Source organism: Streptococcus hyovaginalis DSM 12219 (assembly GCF_000420785.1).
Lineage (GTDB): Bacteria > Bacillota > Bacilli > Lactobacillales > Streptococcaceae > Streptococcus > Streptococcus hyovaginalis.
The window spans coordinates 90,806-111,226 of sequence record NZ_ATVP01000001.1; the positions used below are offsets into that span (position 1 = coordinate 90,806).

Consider the following 20,421-nt stretch of genomic DNA (forward strand, 5'->3'; position numbering starts at 1 on the left):
TGATATTAAACAGTATCTGTTTACCCAATCGCAAAATAAGTCTAAAAAGGCTTAACAATAGGCTTTCTGAGATTTCGGAAGGCCTGTTTTTTTGTTTTGGTACCCATATTCTAAAAACCAATGTAGGAAGCGAACTTGTCAGCAGTTTTATTTTTGGAATATTTGGTAATGTGGGCGTAGGTGTTCATATTAGTCCGAAAGTCTTTTATGTCCCAGTCCTACTAGATTTTTGGATTACCTCATCTGTCTCACATAAGAGGAAACGATGAGTCGTATCGGATCTTCTGAGGAAAAATGACTGTTTATTTCTTAGAGAAATGATAAGAGAGCCCCGTAAGTGGCTTCTTTTTGTTATAATAGGAGGAGTGAATTCGAGGAAAGGGGTTCTTGTGATGAACATCCAACAATTGCGTTATGTGGTTGCTATTGCTAATAGTGGGACATTTCGAGAAGCGGCAAGTAAATTGTATGTTAGCCAACCTAGTTTATCTGTAGCTATCAAAGATCTGGAGGCAGAATTGGGCTTTCAGATCTTCACTAGAACCACAACCGGGGCAGTTCTAACAGCTCCTGGCATGACCTTTTATGAGAAATCGTTAGAGGTTGTTAAAAGTTTTGATTCGTTTGAAAAGCACTTCATTCAACCTGATGAGCAGGATAATCAATTTTCAATTGCCAGTCAGCACTATGATTTTTTACCACCATTAATGACGGCTTTTTCGGAGGCATATCCAGAATTTGATGATTTAAGAATCTTTGAATCAACAACGATCCAAATTTTAAACGAAGTCTCTCAAGGGCATAGTCAACTTGGTATCATTTATATGAATCATCAAAATGAAAGTGGTCTTTACCGCCGCATGGAGAAATTGGGGTTGGAAGCGGTCGATTTGATCTCTTTTAGGACCCATATTTACTTGTCGGAAAATCATCCACTAGCCACTAAAGCTCTCTTGGAAATGTCGGATTTGGTAGGATTACCAACAGTGCGGTTCACTCAAGAAAGGGAAGAGTATCTCTATTATTCTGAGAATTTGGTGGATACTTCTGATAGCCCTCTTATCTATAATGTGACGGATCGCGCTACTTTGAATGGTATTTTAGAGCGAACCAATGCCTATGCTACAGGATCTGGCTTTTTAGATGATCGTAGTGTTAATGGAATAACTGTTGTTCCTTTGGAGGATAACTTGGTGAACAAGATGGTTTATGTCAAACGCAAAGATACCAATTTGACCCCTCAAGCGTCATCCTTTATTGCTGTGATGAAAGCTTATTTTGATAAATACAAACCCTAGGAGTTCGTCATGCGGAAATTATTAATTACAGTGATGGTTATGCTACTGGTTCTGTTAGATCAGCTGAGTAAGCTGTGGATTGTTAACCATATCGCTCTAGGTGATGTCAAACCCTTTTTGCCAGGGATCTTTAGTTTAACTTATTTGCAAAATCGTGGAGCAGCTTTTTCGATCTTACAAGATCAACAATGGTTTTTTACGATTGTTACTTGTCTTGTAATTGGTGTAGCTGTGTACTATACCTATAAGTATATAAGGGGCAGTTGGTGGTTTCTCAGCGGTTTGTTGTTAATCATAGCTGGAGGAATTGGAAACTTTATTGATCGACTGCGCTTGGGATACGTGGTAGATATGGTACATTTAGATTTTATGGATTTTGCTATTTTTAACATGGCAGATTCATATTTGACAGTTGGGGTCATTATTCTAATGATTGCCTTGTGGAAAGAGGAAGATGGAACTAATCATTAAAGAGGGCGGAAGTCGCCTTGATAAAGCAATAGCTGATTTGACAGATATATCTCGTCAAAAAGCTAATGAAGGTATAAAGCATGGCAGTATCCTTGTTAATGGGGAGAAGGTCAAAGCTAAATATACGGTTAAAGTCGGAGATCGTATCACTTATGACCTGCCGGAAGAAGAAGTTTTGGAATATCAGGCAGAAGATCTGCCTTTGGAGATTATTTATCAGGATGAGGATGTTGTGGTTGTTAATAAGCCGCAAGGCATGGTTGTTCATCCGTCAGCAGGACATACTTCAGGGACATTGGTCAATGCCCTTTTGTACCATATCAAAGACTTATCTTCTATTAATGGCGTTGTGCGACCAGGTATTGTCCACCGTATTGATAAGGACACGTCAGGTCTCTTGATGGTTGCCAAAAATGACCGTGCTCACCAAGCCTTGGCAGAAGAGTTGAAAGCACAGAAATCCTTACGTCAGTATATCGCTTTAGTTCATGGTAACTTACCAAATGATCGTGGTGTGATTGAAGCACCGATTGGTCGCTCAGACAAGGATCGTAAAAAACAAGCAGTTACGGCTAAAGGAAAGCCGGCCTTGACCCGCTTTCACGTTTTAGAACGTTTTGGTGACTATACCTTGATTGAATTGCAGTTAGAAACAGGCCGCACGCACCAAATTCGTGTGCATATGGCTTACATCGGTCATCCGATTGCTGGTGATACTACCTATGGTCCAAGGAAAACCTTGGCTGGAAATGGTCAATTTTTACATGCTAGAACCTTAGGGTTTACCCATCCTAAAACGGGTGAATTGATGACATTTGAAGCTGAGCCACCAAAGATTTTCCAAGAGACATTGGCTAAACTTCGCAAAGATGAGATTTAGTTATGATTTGACTTGCTATAAACAGGTCATTTTGTTACAATGAATTAACAACATATTCCTTTAATACTGTCCAGAGAGGCAGGCAAGGAGACCAGAAAAAAGTACAGGTTAACTGTACCCTATTTGTCTATCTCCTTGATTTTTCAGGGAGATTTTTGTATTTTTAGAAAGGTCTTAAGACATGAAGACAAAAGAAATTGTTGATGAAATGACAATGAAACGTGCTGTGACACGTATTACTTACGAGATTATTGAGCGCAATAAGGATTTGGATAATCTTGTTTTAGCTGGTATAAAGACGCGTGGTGTTCATTTGGCACGACGGATCCAAGAACGCTTGGAGCAGTTAGAAGGTTTGCAAATTCCTCTCGGAGAACTTGATATTAAACCTTTTCGAGATGATGTGAAAGTAGAAGAAGATACGACAACGATGCCAGTTGATATCACGGATAAGGATGTTATTCTTGTGGATGATGTTCTTTATACCGGACGCACTATTCGAGCAGCTATTGATAATCTTGTCAGTCTTGGTCGTCCCGCTCGCGTGAGTTTAGCGGTCTTGGTTGACCGTGGTCACCGTGAATTGCCGATCCGAGCAGACTATGTTGGAAAAAATATTCCTACAGCTAGTGTAGAAGAAATCGTTGTTGAGGTCGCTGAGGTTGATGGTCGAGATGCTGTCAGTATTATTGATCCGACCTAAAATCGAAACACTCATTGTCACTAGTAACCGAACTCGTATTGAAAAGTAAGGATAAGACCATGTCACAAATCTCTCCAATTGCATTACCTCATTTGGTCAGTATGGAAACACTCGCTATTGATCAGGTGATGGCTTTGATTGAACGTGGATTAGCGTTGAAACGAGGAGCTGATCCGGTTCAGTTTCATCAGCAAATTTTTGTTGCCAATCTCTTTTTTGAAAATTCAACGCGGACACACAAGTCATTCGAAGTTGCTGAGAAGCGATTGGGACTTGATGTCATTGACTTTCATGCAGAGACAAGTTCGGTTAACAAGGGAGAAACTCTCTATGATACCATTCTTACAATGGATGCCTTAGGTGTTGATTTGTGTGTGGTGCGGCACCCGGCTGTCGCTTTCTATCAAGACCTTATTGAGAGTCCGAGTTTGAATACAGCTATCATCAATGGTGGAGATGGTTCGGGACAACACCCGAGTCAGTGCCTTCTAGACTTGATGACTATTTATGAAGAATTTGGGTATTTTAAAGGATTAAAGATTTGTATTGCCGGAGATATTACCCACTCACGAGTAGCCAGATCTAATATGCAGATATTGAAACGTTTAGGGGCAACTCTGTATTTTTCAGGTCCCAAAGAGTGGTATACTAGTGATTTTGATCAATTTGGACAACAGGTTGATTTAGATGAGATTATTGATGATTTGGATGTACTGATGTTGTTGCGCGTGCAGCATGAGCGTCATGCTGGGCAGGGATCTTTTTCGAAACAATCCTATCATGAAGCATTTGGTCTGACGCAAGAGCGCTATGATAGATTAGGGCCGTCGGCTATTGTGTTGCATCCTGCTCCAGTTAATCGTGATGTCGAAATTGCAGATCATTTGGTGGAGTCTCCCAAATCACGGATTGTGACTCAAATGACCAATGGGGTATATGTTAGAATGGCGATTTTAGAAGCCATTTTACAGGCAAGGTATAACTAAACGTTAACAGGTTCCAGTGAGGACTTAACGAAAGGAAATAGTATGGGAAAACGACTCTTAATTTTAGAAGATGGGACCATTTTTGAAGGCACCGCTTTTGGAGCAGATATTGCGGTAACGGGTGAAATTGTTTTTAACACGGGCATGACAGGCTATCAAGAGTCTATCACAGACCAATCCTACAATGGTCAGATCTTGACCTTTACCTACCCTCTCGTTGGCAATTATGGTGTCAACCGGGATGATTATGAATCCATAACACCGACTTGTAAAGGAGTGGTTGTAGCAGAGCACGCTCGTAGAGCTAGCAACTGGCGCCAGCAGATGACATTAGATGAGTTTCTAAAGGCAAAAAACATTCCAGGAATTTCAGGGATTGACACACGTGCCTTAACAAAAATCATTCGTCAACATGGCACAATGAAGGCTACAATGGCAGATGATGGTGATAGTGTTGAACACCTGAAAGATCAGCTAAGAGCAACTGTTTTACCGACTAATAATATTGATCAAGTCTCCACGAAAACGGCTTATCCTGCACCAGGTGTTGGCAAAAATATTGTCCTAGTTGATTTTGGCTTGAAACATTCGATTTTAAGGGAATTTTCGAAACGGAAAGCCAATGTCACCGTGGTACCTTACAATACCAGTGCAGAGACTATTCTGCAATTGAATCCTGATGGTGTGATGTTATCAAACGGTCCAGGAGATCCAACGGATGTTCCTGAGGCGCTTGACATGATCAGGGGGATTCAAGGGACTATTCCTATTTTTGGTATCTGTATGGGACACCAGCTATTTGCTTTGGCTAATGGTGCAGAAACTTACAAGATGCGCTTTGGTCACCGCGGCTTTAATCATGCGGTACGCGAGATTGCGACTGGTCGTATCGATTTTACCAGTCAAAATCATGGCTATGCTGTTAAACGTGAGACCTTACCAGACTGTCTCATGGTAACTCACGAAGAGATTAATGATATGTCAGTTGAAGGTGTCAGACACCGTCATTACCCAGCTTTTTCAGTGCAGTTTCACCCAGATGCTGCACCTGGGCCACATGATGCCGATTATCTTTTCGATGATTTCTTAGAAATGATTGATGCGCATCAGGCAAAAGGAAAATAACTGTAAGAGTTATTCTAGACTATCAAGTGGCTAGTATCATCTCTAATCGACTGCTTTAAGGGTTGAAATCTAGCTATCTTTGCTAGAACCTTGTAAGTCAGTTCTCTCGGTTTTTGTTGGTCATTTGGGACTTGGTCGGTCTGAGAAATTTTTGAAAAATATTTTTTAAATGTAAGGGATATGCTCTGTAAATGCTACTGTCGAAGTAGGAGCTTAGCTGGTTTAAAGGAATAAAGATTCGTTTACAAACTCTTTTTAGACTTGTCGAGTTGAGTTCACTCCCTCCCCATCCCTGTACTAGTTCGGAAAGCCAATTATTATCGACCTGACTTTCCAAATGTCGGACTTATCTTATTTAATGCCAACCTGTGAGTTGACAAATAGAAAGGAGAAAGGGTGTCGTGTTGCTCGAATTTGTAACTGAATTCGGGCTACGGACTTGTTCAAAAAGATCGTTTTTCCTCGAACGCAAGCGTTCTTGGTCAAACTCCTATTTTGACTGTCTCCGCTAAATGCCCTTAATATCTTAACATTATGCCAAAAAGAAACGATATTAAAAAAATTATGGTGATTGGGTCAGGCCCTATCATTATTGGTCAAGCAGCCGAATTTGATTACGCAGGAACGCAAGCTTGTTTGGCCTTAAAAGAAGAAGGTTATAGTGTTGTATTGGTCAATTCTAACCCCGCGACCATTATGACCGATAAAGAAATTGCGGATAAGGTTTATATCGAACCGATTACTTTGGAGTTTGTTTCGCGCATTTTACGTAAAGAACGACCGGATGCTCTCTTACCTACATTGGGGGGTCAAACGGGCCTCAATATGGCCATGGAGTTATCCAAGTCAGGCCTCCTAGATGAACTGGGTGTAGAATTATTGGGGACAAAACTCTCAGCTATCGATCAGGCGGAAGACCGTGACCTTTTTAAGCAGCTCATGGAAGATTTGGGACAACCTATTCCAGAGTCTGAAATTGTTGAGACAGTTGATCAGGCTTTGGAATTTGCCAACCGCATTGGTTATCCTGTCATTGTCAGACCAGCCTTTACGCTAGGAGGTACTGGTGGTGGTATGTGTGCTAACGAGGAAGAGTTGCGCGAAATTGCCAAGAATGGTCTAAAATTATCACCTGTTACCCAGTGTCTAATTGAGCGTTCCATCGCAGGCTTCAAAGAAATTGAGTACGAAGTGATGCGAGATGCCGCAGATAATGCCCTAGTGGTCTGTAACATGGAAAACTTTGACCCTGTAGGGATTCATACGGGTGATTCCATTGTTTTCGCTCCAACGCAAACCCTTTCTGATATTGAAAACCAACTGCTCCGTGATGCCAGTTTAAAAATCATTCGTGCCCTAAAAATTGAAGGGGGCTGTAATGTGCAGCTAGCCTTGGATCCGCATAGTTTCAAGTATTATGTCATTGAGGTTAACCCACGCGTTTCGCGCTCATCTGCCTTGGCTTCCAAAGCAACAGGTTACCCAATCGCTAAATTAGCTGCCAAGATTGCTGTGGGCTTGACGCTTGATGAAATGATTAATCCCGTCACTGGGACAACGTATGCCATGTTTGAGCCGGCCCTTGACTATATGGTCGCTAAAATTCCACGTTTCCCATTTGATAAATTTGAAAATGGTGAGCGCCATCTAGGGACACAGATGAAGGCCACTGGTGAAGTCATGGCTATTGGGCGTAATATTGAGGAATCACTGCTGAAAGCCTGCCGTTCGCTTGAGATTGGTGTTTACCACAATGATATGCCAGAGCTTTCGTCGGTTAGTGATGATCAGCTATTTGATAAGATCGTTAAAGCTCAAGATGATCGTCTCTTCTACATTTCAGAAGCGATAAGACGTGGCATTAGCATCGAGGAAATTGCTGATTTAACCAAGATTGATTTGTTCTTCTTGGATAAATTACTCCATATCTACGAATTGGAACAGTCCTTGGTTAATCTCCCTCAAGATTTAGATGCTTTGAAAGAAGCTAAGCGAAATGGTTTCTCGGATCAAAAGATTGCGGATTTATGGCAAGTAACTGCTGATCGAGTTAGAGATTTCCGCAAGGCCAACAAACTCCTGCCAGTTTATAAAATGGTGGATACCTGTGCGGCCGAGTTTGATAGTAGTACCCCTTATTTTTACTCAACATATGAATGGGAGAATGAGTCGCTTCGCTCCGATAAAGAGTCAGTTCTTGTCCTTGGTTCAGGGCCTATCCGAATCGGGCAAGGTGTCGAGTTTGATTACGCGACAGTGCACTCAGTCAAAGCTATTCAGGCAGCTGGTTACGAAGCCATCATTATGAACTCTAACCCAGAGACGGTTTCCACAGATTTCTCTGTGTCAGATAAGCTATATTTTGAGCCACTTACCTTTGAAGATGTGATGAATGTCATTGATTTGGAGCAACCTAAAGGTGTGGTTGTCCAATTTGGTGGGCAAACGGCTATCAATTTAGCCGAGCGTTTATCTAAAGCTGGTGTTAGCATACTGGGAACGCAAGTGTCAGATTTGGATCGAGCTGAAGATCGCGATTTATTTGAAAAAGCCCTTAAAGAGCTAGGTATTCCACAGCCACCGGGTTATACGGCGACCAATGAGGAAGAAGCAGTAACTGCAGCAGCTCAAGTTGGCTTCCCAGTCTTGGTGCGTCCGTCCTACGTACTCGGTGGTCGGGCTATGGAAATTGTGGAGAATGAGGAAGATCTGCGTTCTTACATGCGCACGGCTGTTAAGGCTAGCCCAGAGCATCCTGTTCTAGTGGATTCTTATATTGTCGGTCGAGAGTGTGAAGTCGATGCGATTTCGGATGGCAATCAGGTCCTTATTCCAGGGATTATGGAACATATCGAGCGCGCAGGGGTTCATTCAGGGGACTCTATGGCGGTTTACCCCCCACAGACTCTTTCTCAAAGCATCAAAGACACTATTGCTGATTACACCAAGCGTCTAGCAATTGGTCTCAACTGTATCGGTATGATGAATATTCAATTTGTCATTAAAGATGAAACGGTTTATGTGATCGAAGTCAATCCACGTGCTAGTCGGACAGTTCCCTTTTTGTCCAAAGTGACCGATATTCCAATGGCTCAGGTGGCTACGCGTCTGATTCTCGGTAAAACCTTATCCGATCTGGGCTACGAGGATGGTCTCTATCCAGAAGCCGAGCAAGTCCATGTTAAGGCTCCGGTATTCTCATTTAGTAAACTAGCTAAAGTAGATAGCTTACTAGGCCCTGAAATGAAATCCACAGGTGAAGTCATGGGCTCAGATAAGACCCTTGAAAAAGCACTTTACAAGGCTTTTGAAGCATCTTATTTCCACTTGCCTGAGTATGGCAACATCGTCTTTACGATTGCAGATGATACCAAAGAAGAAGCATTGGCTTTGGTCAAACGTTTTTCAGAGATTGGCTATGGTCTTTTCGCAACTCAAGGAACTGCTGCTTATTTACAGGAAAATGGTATTGAGGCGCGCGTGGTCAATAAGATTGGGGAAGACGGGGAAGAAAATATCCCTGCACTTGTTCGTTCAGGTAAGATCCAAGCTATCGTCAATACGGTAGGAACTAAGCGAACGGCTGATAAAGATGGTCAGTTGATTAGGAGTTCAGCCATTGAACAAGGGATTCCACTTTTCACAGCCTTAGATACAGCTGAAGCTATGCTGAAAGTGCTAGAAAGTCGTGGGTTCACAACGCAAGCTATTTAAGCCACTAAGAGCATGACAGGAGCTCTTATTTGGATAATATTAGTCTTCTTCAGATTAGAATAAATCGTCATTTGAGTGGAGATAGCGTATTTGCTGGATCTCGCTGTGAGTGCAAGGGCAATATGATTATATAGGCGTACTTAACAGCAATGGCATAGTTGAAAAGCAGGATTGAACGTTGATTGTTTTCAATCCTGCTTTTTGCTGTAGTGAAAAGTTGAGTCCGCTTTCCTTTTGTGTTAAAGTTTAAGGAGATTGAAGATTTTATCAGATAGAAATGAGGATATATTTGTGAAATCATATGATTATATTGTGATCGGTGGCGGTTCTGGTGGTATCGCTTCTGCGAATCGTGCAGCCATGTATGGAGCTAAAACTCTTCTTATAGAAGCCAATGAGGTAGGTGGTACCTGTGTCAATGTTGGCTGTGTGCCTAAAAAAGTCATGTGGTATGGTGCACAAGTGGCAGAAACATTAGAAAAATATGCAAGTGACTATGGTTTTGAGGTAACTCTTAATCAGTTTGATTTTGCGACTTTAAAGGCGAACCGACAAGCCTATATTGACCGTATTCACACTTCTTATGAAAATGGTTTTGATCATAATGGCGTAGAGCGTCTATATGATTATGCGACGTTTATTGATGCCCACACTGTTGAAGTGGCTGGTGAGCGCTACACGGCACCTCATATTCTCATTGCTACTGGAGGACATCCTGTTATTCCTGATATCCCGGGTGCAGAGTATGGCATAACATCTGATGGCTTTTTTGAACTAGATCAAGTGCCTAAGCGGACAGCTGTTATTGGTGCGGGTTATATTGCGGTAGAGCTAGCTGGTGTCTTACACGCTTTGGGTTCAAAGACAGATCTCTTTGTTCGTCGGGACCGTTTTTTACGCTCTTTTGATAAGGGAATTGTTTCCGTACTGATGGATGAGATGGTTAAGCATGGGCCGAACCTCCATACTGAGGCTATTCCGAAAGAAGTGCTCAAAAATGACGATGGCTCCTTGACTCTAGTTTTAGAAAATGAAGAGTCCTACACGGTGGATTGTTTGATTTGGGCTGTCGGCCGTCGGCCGAATGTCACCGGTTTTGGCTTGGAGAAGACAGGTGTAGCTTTGACTGAAAAAGGTCATATTCAAACAGATGAGTTTGAAAATACTTCTGTAGAAGGTATTTATGCTGTGGGTGATGTTAATGGTAAATTAGAGTTGACTCCAGTTGCTATTAAGGCTGGTCGTCAATTATCTGAGCGTTTATTCAATCATAAAGCAGATGCTAAAATGGATTACACTAATGTGGCTACCGTTATTTTTAGTCATCCACCGATTGGTAGTATTGGTCTTTCTCAAGAGGCTGCCATTGCACACTATGGTGCAGACAATATCAAAGTTTACACGTCAACCTTTACACCTATGTACACAGCATTAGCAGATAATCGCCAACCATCAACCATGAAACTAGTCGTACTAGGAGAAGAGGAGAAGATCGTTGGTTTGCACGGTATTGGTTATGGTGTTGATGAGATGATTCAAGGCTTTTCAGTGGCTATTAAAATGGGAGCTACGAAGGAAGATTTTGATGCTACGGTAGCTATTCACCCAACTGGTGCTGAAGAATTTGTAACCATGCGTTAGTCAGGAAATGGCTATTGGAGAAAACCGGTACATGAACTTTTTACTGGTTGAATAGCCTTCATTACAATTGGAAAGACTGCATCTTTCCACCTCCTGCAGACAGGAAGTGGCTGCAGGAGGTATTCACCCAACTGATGCTGAAGAATTTGTAACCATGCATTAGTCAGGAGATGGATAGAAAAAAGATCTGACAAATGAGATTTTTTCTTGTACAGCTAATCGGACCATGCTGTTATTTTGTAGAAGATAGAATGTGTGCTCCAAAGGCAGAAGCTCATAATTTTCCAGTGGCTAATATTTTCCCAAGTGTTGGAGAGATTGTGACAACTCAAGCTGCTCTTAAGGAGTTAGAATAGAGGTATTATGACAGAATCGCAAGAAGCATTAAGAGAACGTATCGGTGATTTGGCGTATGAAGTGACGCAAAATGCCGCTACAGAACGTGCTTTTACTGGAGAGTACGATGACTTTTTTGAAAAGGGTATCTATGTTGATGTGGTCAGTGGCGAGGTTCTCTTCTCATCGCTAGACAAATACAATTCAGGTTGTGGCTGGCCAGCCTTTACGAAACCCATTGATAATAGACGAGTGACCAATCATGACGATCGTTCACATTTTATGAGACGTATTGAAGTGAAAAGTCGTGAAGCCGGATCTCATTTAGGACATGTTTTTAATGATGGTCCCATTGAAGCTGGTGGTTTACGGTATTGTATCAATTCAGCCGCGCTTAAGTTTATTCCTTATGAGTCCATGGTAGAGGCTGGCTATAGCGACTATCTCTTTCTGTTTGATTAAAAAAATCTCTAGGATCATGCGGTGCGTTTCAAAAGTTAGACAGAAAAACTAACTTTTAGGGTGCATCACATGCCTAGAGAATTTTGGTTTTATTGGGAAGTGTCTGTTTGGCTTGTTGTTCCATCTGCCTGAGAGGTGGGTGATGTTGTATCCGCTACAGGAGCTGAAGTATCAGGCGTGGCATTGCTCGCAGCATCAGAAGAACTATCGGGGTTAATGACCTCAGTCTGGTAATCTGATGAAGCTGTTGAGGAAGTTTGAGTATCATTAGAACCGCTATTAGCATTCGAAGCCCCTTGTCCGCCATTATTTTCAATTACAATAGTTGAAGAAGGTGACTTATCTTCTTGATCAGAATGGCGACTATTTAAGTAATTAGTAATGGTTATAGACGCAACAATGATAGATAAAATTGATCCTACAAGGGCTAAGGTTTTTTGAAAAGCAGTCAAGCCTGTTTTGATGTGTTCAGTCGGTCGTCGTCTTTCTTTAGGTAGTTTTTGCTTAGATTGACGTGAGTAGTTTTGTGACATCATATCCTCCTTTTTCATTATTATATGACTTTATTCGAAAAAAATCATGTAAAAATGGTAAGCTACTTTTCAAAGTATGTCTGGACTAGCTCTGGATATGAAAAGAGGCGTTAATATGGTATAATGAATTCGATTAAAAGCCTTTGAAAACTCAAAGGTTTTTCCATTTCGAAAGGCAAATAAGGGACAACAGTCTCCAGGACTGTCTTGACATTTCCAACACGGAAAACATCAACCTGAAAGCTTGTGATAGTCAGGTTTTGAGGGTTTTAGAAAGAATTAAGACGATAATGATTTATTTTGACAACGCAGCCACCACACAAGCTTACCCAGAAGCGCTTAAAACGTATCAAGAAGTGGCAATGAAGATTTGGGGAAATCCATCCAGTCTGCACCGTTTAGGTAACCAAGCGACAAGAATTATGGAGGCTTCACGCCAACAAATAGCCAGTCTTATCGGCAAAGAAGCAGGTGAGATTTTTTTCACGTCAGGTGGAACTGAGGCTGATAACTGGGCTCTTAAGGGTATTGCTTTTGAGAAAACTAGCTATGGCAAGCACATCATTGTATCAGCTATTGAGCATCCCGCAATTAAGGAATCTGCTAAATGGTTAAGCCAACACGGTTTTGAGGTATCTTATGCCCCTGTCGATGCGGATGGTTTCCTGGATGTAGCTGCTTTTCAAGGATTGTTGAGACCCGATACTATTCTTGTATCCATAATGGCTGTTAATAATGAGGTCGGCGCTGTGCAACCGATTCAGGTGATTTCTGATCTTTTGGCGGATCGTCCAACCATCACCTTCCATGTTGATGCGGTTCAAGCGATTGGGAAAATTCCTACGGAATCGTACTTAACTGATCGGGTCGATTTGGCATCATTTTCAGGCCATAAATTTCATGCAGTTCGCGGTGTTGGTTTTTTATATAAAAAATCTGGGAAAAAGATAAGCCCCTTGTTAACTGGTGGAGGTCAGGAGACAGATCTGCGTTCAACAACGGAAAATGTAGCTGGGATTGCTGCTATGGCTAAGGCCCTTCGTCTAGTTAAGGATAAAGAGTCCGTGGCCTTAACTAAAATTGTTAAGATGAAAGAGATTATATTGTCCGAGTTAAGGACTTATGATGATGTGATTCTCTTTTCGGGAACAGATGGCTTTGCGCCTAATATCATTACGTTTGGGATCAAAGGGGTTAGAGGAGAAGTTGTGGTTCATGCCTTAGAAGAGCATGACATTTTTATCTCAACAACATCGGCTTGCTCCTCTAAAGCAGGAAAACCTGCTGGTACTTTGATAGCTATGGGAGTTCCCGTTAAAGCAGCGCAAACAGCAGTTCGTATCAGCCTTGATGATGACAATGATATGGGACAGGTGGAACAATTCCTAACCATTCTCAAACAAGTTTACCAAAAAACACAAAAAGTTAGATAATTACTAGAAAAGGTCATATTAACTATGGAATTACAGTATTCAGAAATTATGATTCGCTATGGAGAGCTCTCTACCAAAGGGAAAAACCGTATGCGTTTTATCAATAAACTTAGACGCAATATTCAGGATGTTTTAGCAGTTTATCCTGAAGTTAAGGTCACCGCTGACCGTGACCGTTGTCATGTCTTTCTTAACGGAGCAGCTTATGAACCGGTGGCTGAATCCTTGAAGCATATTTTTGGTATTCAGGCTTTTAATCCGGTTTATCGTGTAGCTAAGGATGTCGCTGTCTTGAAAACAACCGTGCAAGAGATTATGCGGGATCTCTATCGAGAAGGATTAACCTTTAAAATCTCTAGTAAACGTAGTGATCATCATTTTGAATTGGATTCTCGTGAGCTGAACCATACTTTAGGGAGTGCTGTTTTTGAGGCATTGCCACAAATCACTGCTCAAATGAAGCAACCAGATGTGAATCTGAAAGTTGAAATTCGTGATGAAGCTGCCTATATTTCACATGAAGAAGTGAAAGGAGCAGGTGGTCTACCTGTTGGAACAGCAGGTAAGGGGATGCTGATGTTATCGGGCGGTATCGATTCACCAGTAGCAGGGTTCTTGGCACTCAAGCGTGGTGTTGCCATTGAAGCGGTGCATTTTGCAAGCCCTCCTTACACCAGCCCAGGTGCCCTTAAAAAGGCGCATGATTTAACCCGCAAGTTGACAAAATTTGGTGGCAATATCCAATTTATCGAAGTGCCATTTACCGAGATTCAAGAAGAGATTAAGGAGAAGGCTCCTGAAGCCTATTTGATGACCTTAACGCGGCGCTTTATGATGCGAATCACAGACCGTATTCGAGAAGAACGTGAAGGTCTGGTGATTGTTAATGGGGAGAGCCTAGGACAGGTTGCTAGCCAAACATTAGAATCCATGCAAGCTATCAATGCTGTGACCACCACACCGGTGATTCGTCCTGTTGTTACCATGGACAAATTAGAAATTATTGAGCTAGCTGAAAAAATTGACACTTTCAATATCTCTATTCAGCCTTTTGAAGATTGCTGTACGATTTTTGCGCCAGATCGTCCTAAAACTAATCCCAAGATTAAAAATGTGGAGCAGTACGAAAAACGCATGGCAGTTGATGAACTGGTAGAAAGAGCAGTCGCTGGCATTAAGGTTACAGAAATCACACCCAAAGAAGACGATGAATGGGATCAAATGATTGAGGACTTGTTATAAGATCTCTTTAGACCTTATAAAAGGCTTCACCTGAAGTAATCAGTCAGAGGAAAGGAGTAGGAATGACGGTTTATAATATCAATCTGGGAATTGGCTGGGCCAGTTCGGGCGTTGAGTATGCTCAAGCTTATCGCTCGAAAGCATTCCAAAATAGAGGAATTGACGCCAAATTTGTCTTTATGGAATTTATCTCCCAGGATAATATTTGTGATTTAACACGTAATCTGGGCTTCTCTGATGACCAGATCATTTGGCTTTATACTTTTTTTACGGATCAGAAAATAGCGCCAACGACATATACCTTGGCTGATTTAAAGGCATCTTTTCACGGTCAATTACAAAAGATTGAGCACGATAAGAAAATAGTGAAGTATCACTATCCTGATCAGGATGTCTTTTTGACCGCCTATCTTAAGAATGAAGAGCAAGATATTGTCCATCGTGTTGAATACGTGTCCAGAGGGAACTTGATTCGTAAGGATTTCTTTACCTATACCAAAAGTTTTACAGAATATTATACGCCTAGGGACGGCAAAGCCCATCTCTATCAACGACGATTTTTCAATGAAGATGGTTCTATTGCTTTTGAAGAAATCATTGATGGGAATTCGACCATTTATCGAACCAAAGATTTTATTGGCTATTCAAAAGAGAGTCTGATCGGTCATTTTATGCAAAAACTGCAGTTGACGGCGTCTGATCTGGTGATTCTTGATCGGGCAACCGGAACGGGCCAAGCTGTGTTTCGTCATGTCAAGCCTGCAAAGTTAGCGGTCGTAATCCATGCAGAACACTTTAGTGAAAATACGGTATCAGACCAGAGCATTTTATGGAACAATTACTATGAGTACCAGTTTACCAACGCTGACAAAGTAGATGCCTTCCTAACGGCTACAGATGCTCAAAAAGAATTGCTGGCACAGCAGTTTGAGACTTATACCAGACATCGTCCTAAGATTGTTACCATTCCAGTAGGAAGCTTGGACCACCTCCATTATCCAGATGGTCATCGTCAACCCTACAGTCTCCTAACAGCTTCGCGTTTAGCAGATGAAAAACATGTTGATTGGCTGGTTAAAGCCGTAATTGTAGCGCGTAAGACACTTCCAGACTTACAATTTGATATCTATGGTGCTGGTGGTCAAGAGGCCAGATTAAAAGAGATTATTGAAACGAATAATGCCAAGGACTATATTCACCTCAAAGGTCATCAGAATTTGACCGAGGTTTATAAGACTTATCAGCTCTATCTAACGGCTTCTAAAAGTGAAGGATTCGGCTTAACCTTGTTGGAGGCAATAGGTTCTGGTCTACCTTTAATTGGTTTCGATGCTCGTTATGGCAATCAGACTTTTATTCAAGAACCCTATAATGGTTACGTCATTCCTAAGCCTGAAAATGATGAGGAGGAGATAATTGTAACAGCATTTGCTAATAAGATCATCACATTGTTTAAAGAGGCTTCACTTGATCAGATGCATGCTTATTCTTATCAATTAGCGGAAAAATATCTAACGTCTAACGTTGAGAAACAATGGCAAAGCTTTGTTGAGGAGATGACACATGATTAATTTATTTGATACTTATAATCAAAGTAGTTGGGATCTGCACTATTCACTGATCATCACTGGCTATAACAACCCGACTATCGCTATTAATGATGATGGCTTTCTTCCAGAAGATGTAACCTCGCCTTACCTTTATTTTACGGGTTTTGACAAGGTTGAGGGAGTGCCACTTTATTTTAATCAAGTTCCTGTTCCAGAGTTTTGGGAAATTACGGGGACAAACAATCATGGCGAGATCCATGATTACCATCAGAAACGTGCGCATATTCATTACGCTAATCCTAGTCATCTGCGACAAGTTAAGGCAGTAGATTGGTATGATGAGGCAGGACAGCGCCGCCTAACTGATCGCTACAATAAGCAAGGCTATTGTTTTTCACAAACAGCTTATAATCAAGAAGGGCAAGCGACAATCACTAGTTACTTCACATCAACTAAGCAGGAAGTTATTGTTGAAAACCATACGACAGGTGATGTGATTTTGAATGATGAGGATCAGGTGTTTATTTTTAAAAGCCGTGCAGAATTTGTGATTCACTACCTTAAAAAAGCAGCTTTTAATCTGGATCGTATCTTCTATAACTCACTATCAACGCCTTTTATGGTGGCCTACCGCCTCGGACAGGCCGGTAATGATGTGCTTTTCTGGCAGGAAGACATTGCTGATCAGGTTCCAGGCAATATGGCTATCTTATTGAAAAATACAGGACATCGAACAACTAAGATGGTTGTGCAGAATAAAGATGCCTATGGGAAATTACTCCGATTATTACCACAGGAGGAGCGGTTAATGGTCTCGTTCCTGGGCTTCCATTACCCATTTAAACGGCAGAGTCAATTGAACCGTGATGCGCTGATTATGACCAATTCCGATCAGTTGGAGGGGATAGAGGAGCTGGTAAACAGTCTTCCGCAAATACAATTTCACATCGGTGCCTTAACGGAGATGTCCGCCAAACTTATGGGATTAGGTCAATATACCAATGTCCACCTTTATCCTAATATTTCTCAAGGCAATGTCAATCATCTTTTCCAAACTTGCTCACTGTATCTGGACATTAATCAGGGACCAGAAATCCTATCATCTCTACGAGCTGCCTTTGAAAATCGTATGGTCATTCTCAGTTTTGCGCAGACGAGTCATGGCAATCAATATACGGACGTGAAAAATATAATGGCCCAAGGGCAAGTCTCTGTCATGAGGGATCGGTTAGCAGAGATGGTGGCTGATGAACAAGTGATGATCCAAGCTCTCATATCACAAGAGCAGGCTGCTAATGTTGAAACAAAAGAGCACTATCAAGCTGTCATTGGTTAAGACATACCAGCTTTTGGAAAAGGTGACAGTGTGATGTTTTCTGCCACCATTTAAAAAAAGTAGGGCAATTTTTTAAAAAAATTGCTTGACATAAATATTCAGAAAATTTATACTATTTAAGTAATTAAAAATAAAGTCTCGAAAGGAAACCGTTATGACATCTGGAAAAGCTTATGTTACAAGTGTTTTTGAAAAAGTGAAAGAGCAAAATGCTCATGAAGTAGAATTTTTACAAGCTGTAGAAGAAGTTTTTGAGTCTCTTGTTCCTGTTTTTGACAAGTATCCAAAATACATTGAAGAAAATCTTTTAGAGCGTTTGGTTGAACCTGAACGTATCGTTTCATTCCGTGTGCCTTGGGTTGATGATAAAGGTCAAGTTCAAGTTAACCGCGGTTACCGTGTGCAGTTCTCATCTGCTATCGGTCCATACAAGGGCGGGCTTCGTTTCCACCCATCTGTGAATCAATCTATCGTTAAGTTCCTTGGATTTGAACAAATCTTTAAAAACTCTTTGACTGGCCAACCGATCGGTGGTGGTAAAGGGGGATCTAACTTTGATCCAAAAGGCAAGTCTGATCTTGAAGTGATGCGCTTCACGCAAAGTTTCATGACAGAATTGCAAAAACACATCGGTCCAGATACTGACGTACCAGCGGGAGATATTGGTGTTGGTGGTCGTGAGATTGGCTACATGTTTGGGCAATACAAACGCCTCAACGGCTATGAAAATGGTGTTTTGACTGGTAAAGGTTTGACTTACGGTGGTTCACTTGCCCGTACGGAAGCAACCGGTTATGGTGCTGTTTACTTTGCGGAGCAAATGCTTAAAGCGCGTGGTGAAGATTTCACTGGCAAAACAGCAATTGTTTCAGGTTCAGGTAATGTGGCGATCTATGCGACTGAAAAACTCCATGAGTTAGGCGCTAAAGTTGTTGCAGTGTCTGATTCATCAGGTTACATTTACCACGAAGCCGGTATTGATCTTGACCTTCTTAAAGAACTTAAAGAAGTCAAACGTGCTCGTATCAGTGAGTATGTGGACACTCACACAGATGCTGTCTTTACACCTGCTGGTGGCGACTCTATCTGGACGCTTAAAGCTGATTTGGCCTTCCCATGTGCCACACAAAATGAATTGAACGAAGAAGATGCTAAAACATTGGTTGCTAATGGTGTTATCGCTGTTACTGAAGGAGCTAACATGCCATCAACTCTTAAAGCCATCGATGTCTTCCATGAAGCAGGTGTGTTATTTGGTCCAGCAAAAGCTGCCAATGCTGGTGGTGTTGCGGTATCAGCGCTTGAAATGGCTCAAAACAGTCAGCGCACACCGTGGTCATTTGAAGAAGTTGACAGCAAACTTAAAGGTATTATGAAAGATATCTACGACAATTCTGCAGCTGCAGCTAAAGAATTTGATGCAGAAGGTAACTTGGTAGTTGGAGCGAATATTGCAGGTTTCCTTAAGGTTGCCGAAGCTATGTCTGCTCAAGGTATCGTGTAAATAGTATAATGAAAAGTGAGAAGAGATTGGAGAGATCCAATCTCTTTTCTAAAAAGGAGGTAACTATGACAACATTACATACAGATACCGTTATTTTCGCAATGTCAAAAGAAAATAAGCCGGTAGCAAGGGCTAAAAGCGGTGATCCGGTAACGTTTGAAACCCTGGATTGTTTCTCCAATACTGTCAAGAGTGAGAGTGATGTGGTAAGTCAGATTGATATGGATCATGTTAATCCTGCTACTGGTCCGCTTTTTATCGAAGGAGCGTTACCAGGAGATACGCTTAAAGTTACCATTCATAAGATTACACTTGAGGAACGAGGAGTTGTTATCGCTTCACCAGGATTTGGTCAATTTGCAAATGAGGTGACTACTGAAGAAACAGTGATTTGTCAGGTTATAGGAGAAACTGTCAGCTATAAAGGTTTAACCTTGCCTTTACGAAAAATGATCGGTGTTATCGGAACAGCCCCTTCAGGTGATGCTGTTAACACAGGAACCCCGGATGATCATGGTGGTAATATGGATACAACTGCTATCACAGAAGGTTCTATTCTCTATTTGCCGGTCAATACAGAAGGGGCTTTACTGGCTATGGGGGACGTCCATGCGACTATGGGAGATGGTGAGATCATGGGATCTGGCTTGGAAATTCCAGCGGTCATTGATGTCACGGTTGACGTTCTAAAAGAATGTTCTTATCCTTTACCTTTGGTTGAAACAGAGGATAAGTGGATAACTATCGGATCGCGTCCTTCTATGGAAGAAGCGACCAAATTAGCTTTAGATCACATGAGTCAATTGATTCAAGACTTATCGGATTTGGATTTTAATCAAGCGGGTATGCTTTTATCTTTAGCTGGTGATGTTGTTGCCAGTCAATTGGTGAATCCTAATGTGACGATGCGGGTTGAGCTGTCGAAAGCCATTTTTGAAAAATAGGGTGTCAGGTACTGAGAGGCTTTTAAGGTTTAGTTTTTTGGGAGGATTGGCAGTAACGAAAATACTTAGTGTGGAGAAAGTCAGATGAATCCAGGAATGGTTTAGTCGCGCTGGGACGGCCTTGAAGTCAGGTGTAGAGAGACATGGGGGCTTCTTACTGATACCGAAAAAAGCCTTGGTTTTTCGTTCAAGCGCTTGTTTAGGTGATAGGGAGTCAAAAAGAGACATCAAGAGAGAAATCATTGCATCAATGACAAAAGTGA

At 41.6% G+C, this 20,421-nt stretch carries 16 protein-coding genes; 15 read left to right on the forward strand and 1 reads right to left on the reverse strand.

The features are described 5' to 3' along the window. Positions 1–392: 392 nt before the first annotated feature. From G574_RS0100505 to msrB, 9 genes are all read left to right on the forward strand, one after another. Positions 393–1,298, forward strand: coding sequence for a LysR family transcriptional regulator (locus tag G574_RS0100505; RefSeq protein WP_029690477.1), 906 nt, complete (start codon positions 393–395; stop codon positions 1,296–1,298). 9 nt (positions 1,299–1,307) lie between these two features. Then, the gene (gene lspA, locus G574_RS0100510; RefSeq protein WP_029690478.1) at positions 1,308–1,769 is read left to right on the forward strand and encodes a signal peptidase II; all 462 of its coding nucleotides are present in this window, start codon (positions 1,308–1,310) and stop codon (positions 1,767–1,769) included. After that, positions 1,753–2,649, forward strand: coding sequence for an RluA family pseudouridine synthase (locus G574_RS0100515; protein WP_029690479.1), 897 nt, complete (start codon positions 1,753–1,755; stop codon positions 2,647–2,649). The genes lspA and G574_RS0100515 overlap by 17 nt, the downstream gene beginning before the upstream one ends. A 181-nt stretch (positions 2,650–2,830) precedes the next feature. Further along, a complete protein-coding gene (pyrR, locus tag G574_RS0100520) occupies positions 2,831–3,352 on the forward strand; it encodes a bifunctional pyr operon transcriptional regulator/uracil phosphoribosyltransferase PyrR (protein ID WP_017770481.1) in 522 nt (173 codons plus the stop codon). Between the two features lie 59 nt (positions 3,353–3,411). Then, positions 3,412–4,338 (forward strand): aspartate carbamoyltransferase catalytic subunit, encoded by a 927-nt coding sequence (locus G574_RS0100525; protein WP_029690480.1) that lies wholly within the window; start codon positions 3,412–3,414, stop codon positions 4,336–4,338. A gap of 42 nt (positions 4,339–4,380) precedes the next feature. Further along, positions 4,381–5,463, forward strand: a complete 1,083-nt coding sequence (locus G574_RS0100530; RefSeq protein ID WP_029690481.1) for a carbamoyl phosphate synthase small subunit — start codon at positions 4,381–4,383, stop codon at positions 5,461–5,463. A 534-nt stretch (positions 5,464–5,997) separates the two neighbouring features. Continuing rightward, the gene (gene carB / locus G574_RS0100535; RefSeq protein WP_029690482.1) at positions 5,998–9,177 is read left to right on the forward strand and encodes a carbamoyl-phosphate synthase large subunit; all 3,180 of its coding nucleotides are present in this window, start codon (positions 5,998–6,000) and stop codon (positions 9,175–9,177) included. Positions 9,178–9,462: 285 nt separating this feature from the next. Next, complete coding sequence (gorA, locus tag G574_RS0100540; protein WP_029690483.1) at positions 9,463–10,818, forward strand: glutathione-disulfide reductase; 1,356 nt, start codon at positions 9,463–9,465, stop codon at positions 10,816–10,818. A gap of 363 nt (positions 10,819–11,181) precedes the next feature. Beyond that, on the forward strand, positions 11,182–11,616 hold the full coding sequence (gene msrB, locus G574_RS0100550) for a peptide-methionine (R)-S-oxide reductase MsrB (RefSeq protein ID WP_029690484.1): 435 nt from the start codon (positions 11,182–11,184) through the stop codon (positions 11,614–11,616). 89 nt (positions 11,617–11,705) lie between these two features. Here msrB and G574_RS0100555 read toward each other — a convergent pair whose 3' ends face one another. After that, positions 11,706–12,149, reverse strand: coding sequence for a DUF6556 family protein (locus G574_RS0100555; protein WP_029690485.1), 444 nt, complete (start codon positions 12,147–12,149; stop codon positions 11,706–11,708). A gap of 290 nt (positions 12,150–12,439) precedes the next feature. Between G574_RS0100555 and G574_RS0100560 the strand changes: the two genes are divergently transcribed. The 6 genes from G574_RS0100560 to G574_RS0100585 all read left to right on the forward strand — a co-directional run bounded on the left by G574_RS0100560 (position 12,440) and on the right by G574_RS0100585 (position 20,158). Then, entirely contained in the window at positions 12,440–13,582 is a 1,143-nt protein-coding gene (locus G574_RS0100560) for a cysteine desulfurase family protein (RefSeq protein WP_029690486.1), read from the forward strand. A gap of 24 nt (positions 13,583–13,606) precedes the next feature. Next, entirely contained in the window at positions 13,607–14,824 is a 1,218-nt protein-coding gene (gene thiI, locus G574_RS0100565) for a tRNA uracil 4-sulfurtransferase ThiI (protein WP_029690487.1), read from the forward strand. Between the two features lie 62 nt (positions 14,825–14,886). Then, positions 14,887–16,395 carry an accessory Sec system glycosyltransferase GtfA gene (gene gtfA, locus G574_RS0100570; RefSeq protein WP_029690488.1) on the forward strand — a complete coding sequence of 503 codons (1,509 nt, stop codon included), beginning with the start codon at positions 14,887–14,889 and terminating at the stop codon, positions 16,393–16,395. Then, positions 16,388–17,710 (forward strand): accessory Sec system glycosylation chaperone GtfB, encoded by a 1,323-nt coding sequence (gene gtfB, locus G574_RS0100575; protein ID WP_017770493.1) that lies wholly within the window; start codon positions 16,388–16,390, stop codon positions 17,708–17,710. The genes gtfA and gtfB overlap by 8 nt, the downstream gene beginning before the upstream one ends. A 154-nt stretch (positions 17,711–17,864) precedes the next feature. Beyond that, entirely contained in the window at positions 17,865–19,214 is a 1,350-nt protein-coding gene (gdhA, locus tag G574_RS0100580) for an NADP-specific glutamate dehydrogenase (protein WP_029690489.1), read from the forward strand. Positions 19,215–19,279: 65 nt separating this feature from the next. After that, positions 19,280–20,158 carry an acetamidase/formamidase family protein gene (locus G574_RS0100585; protein ID WP_029690490.1) on the forward strand — a complete coding sequence of 293 codons (879 nt, stop codon included), beginning with the start codon at positions 19,280–19,282 and terminating at the stop codon, positions 20,156–20,158. Positions 20,159–20,421 lie beyond the last annotated feature (263 nt).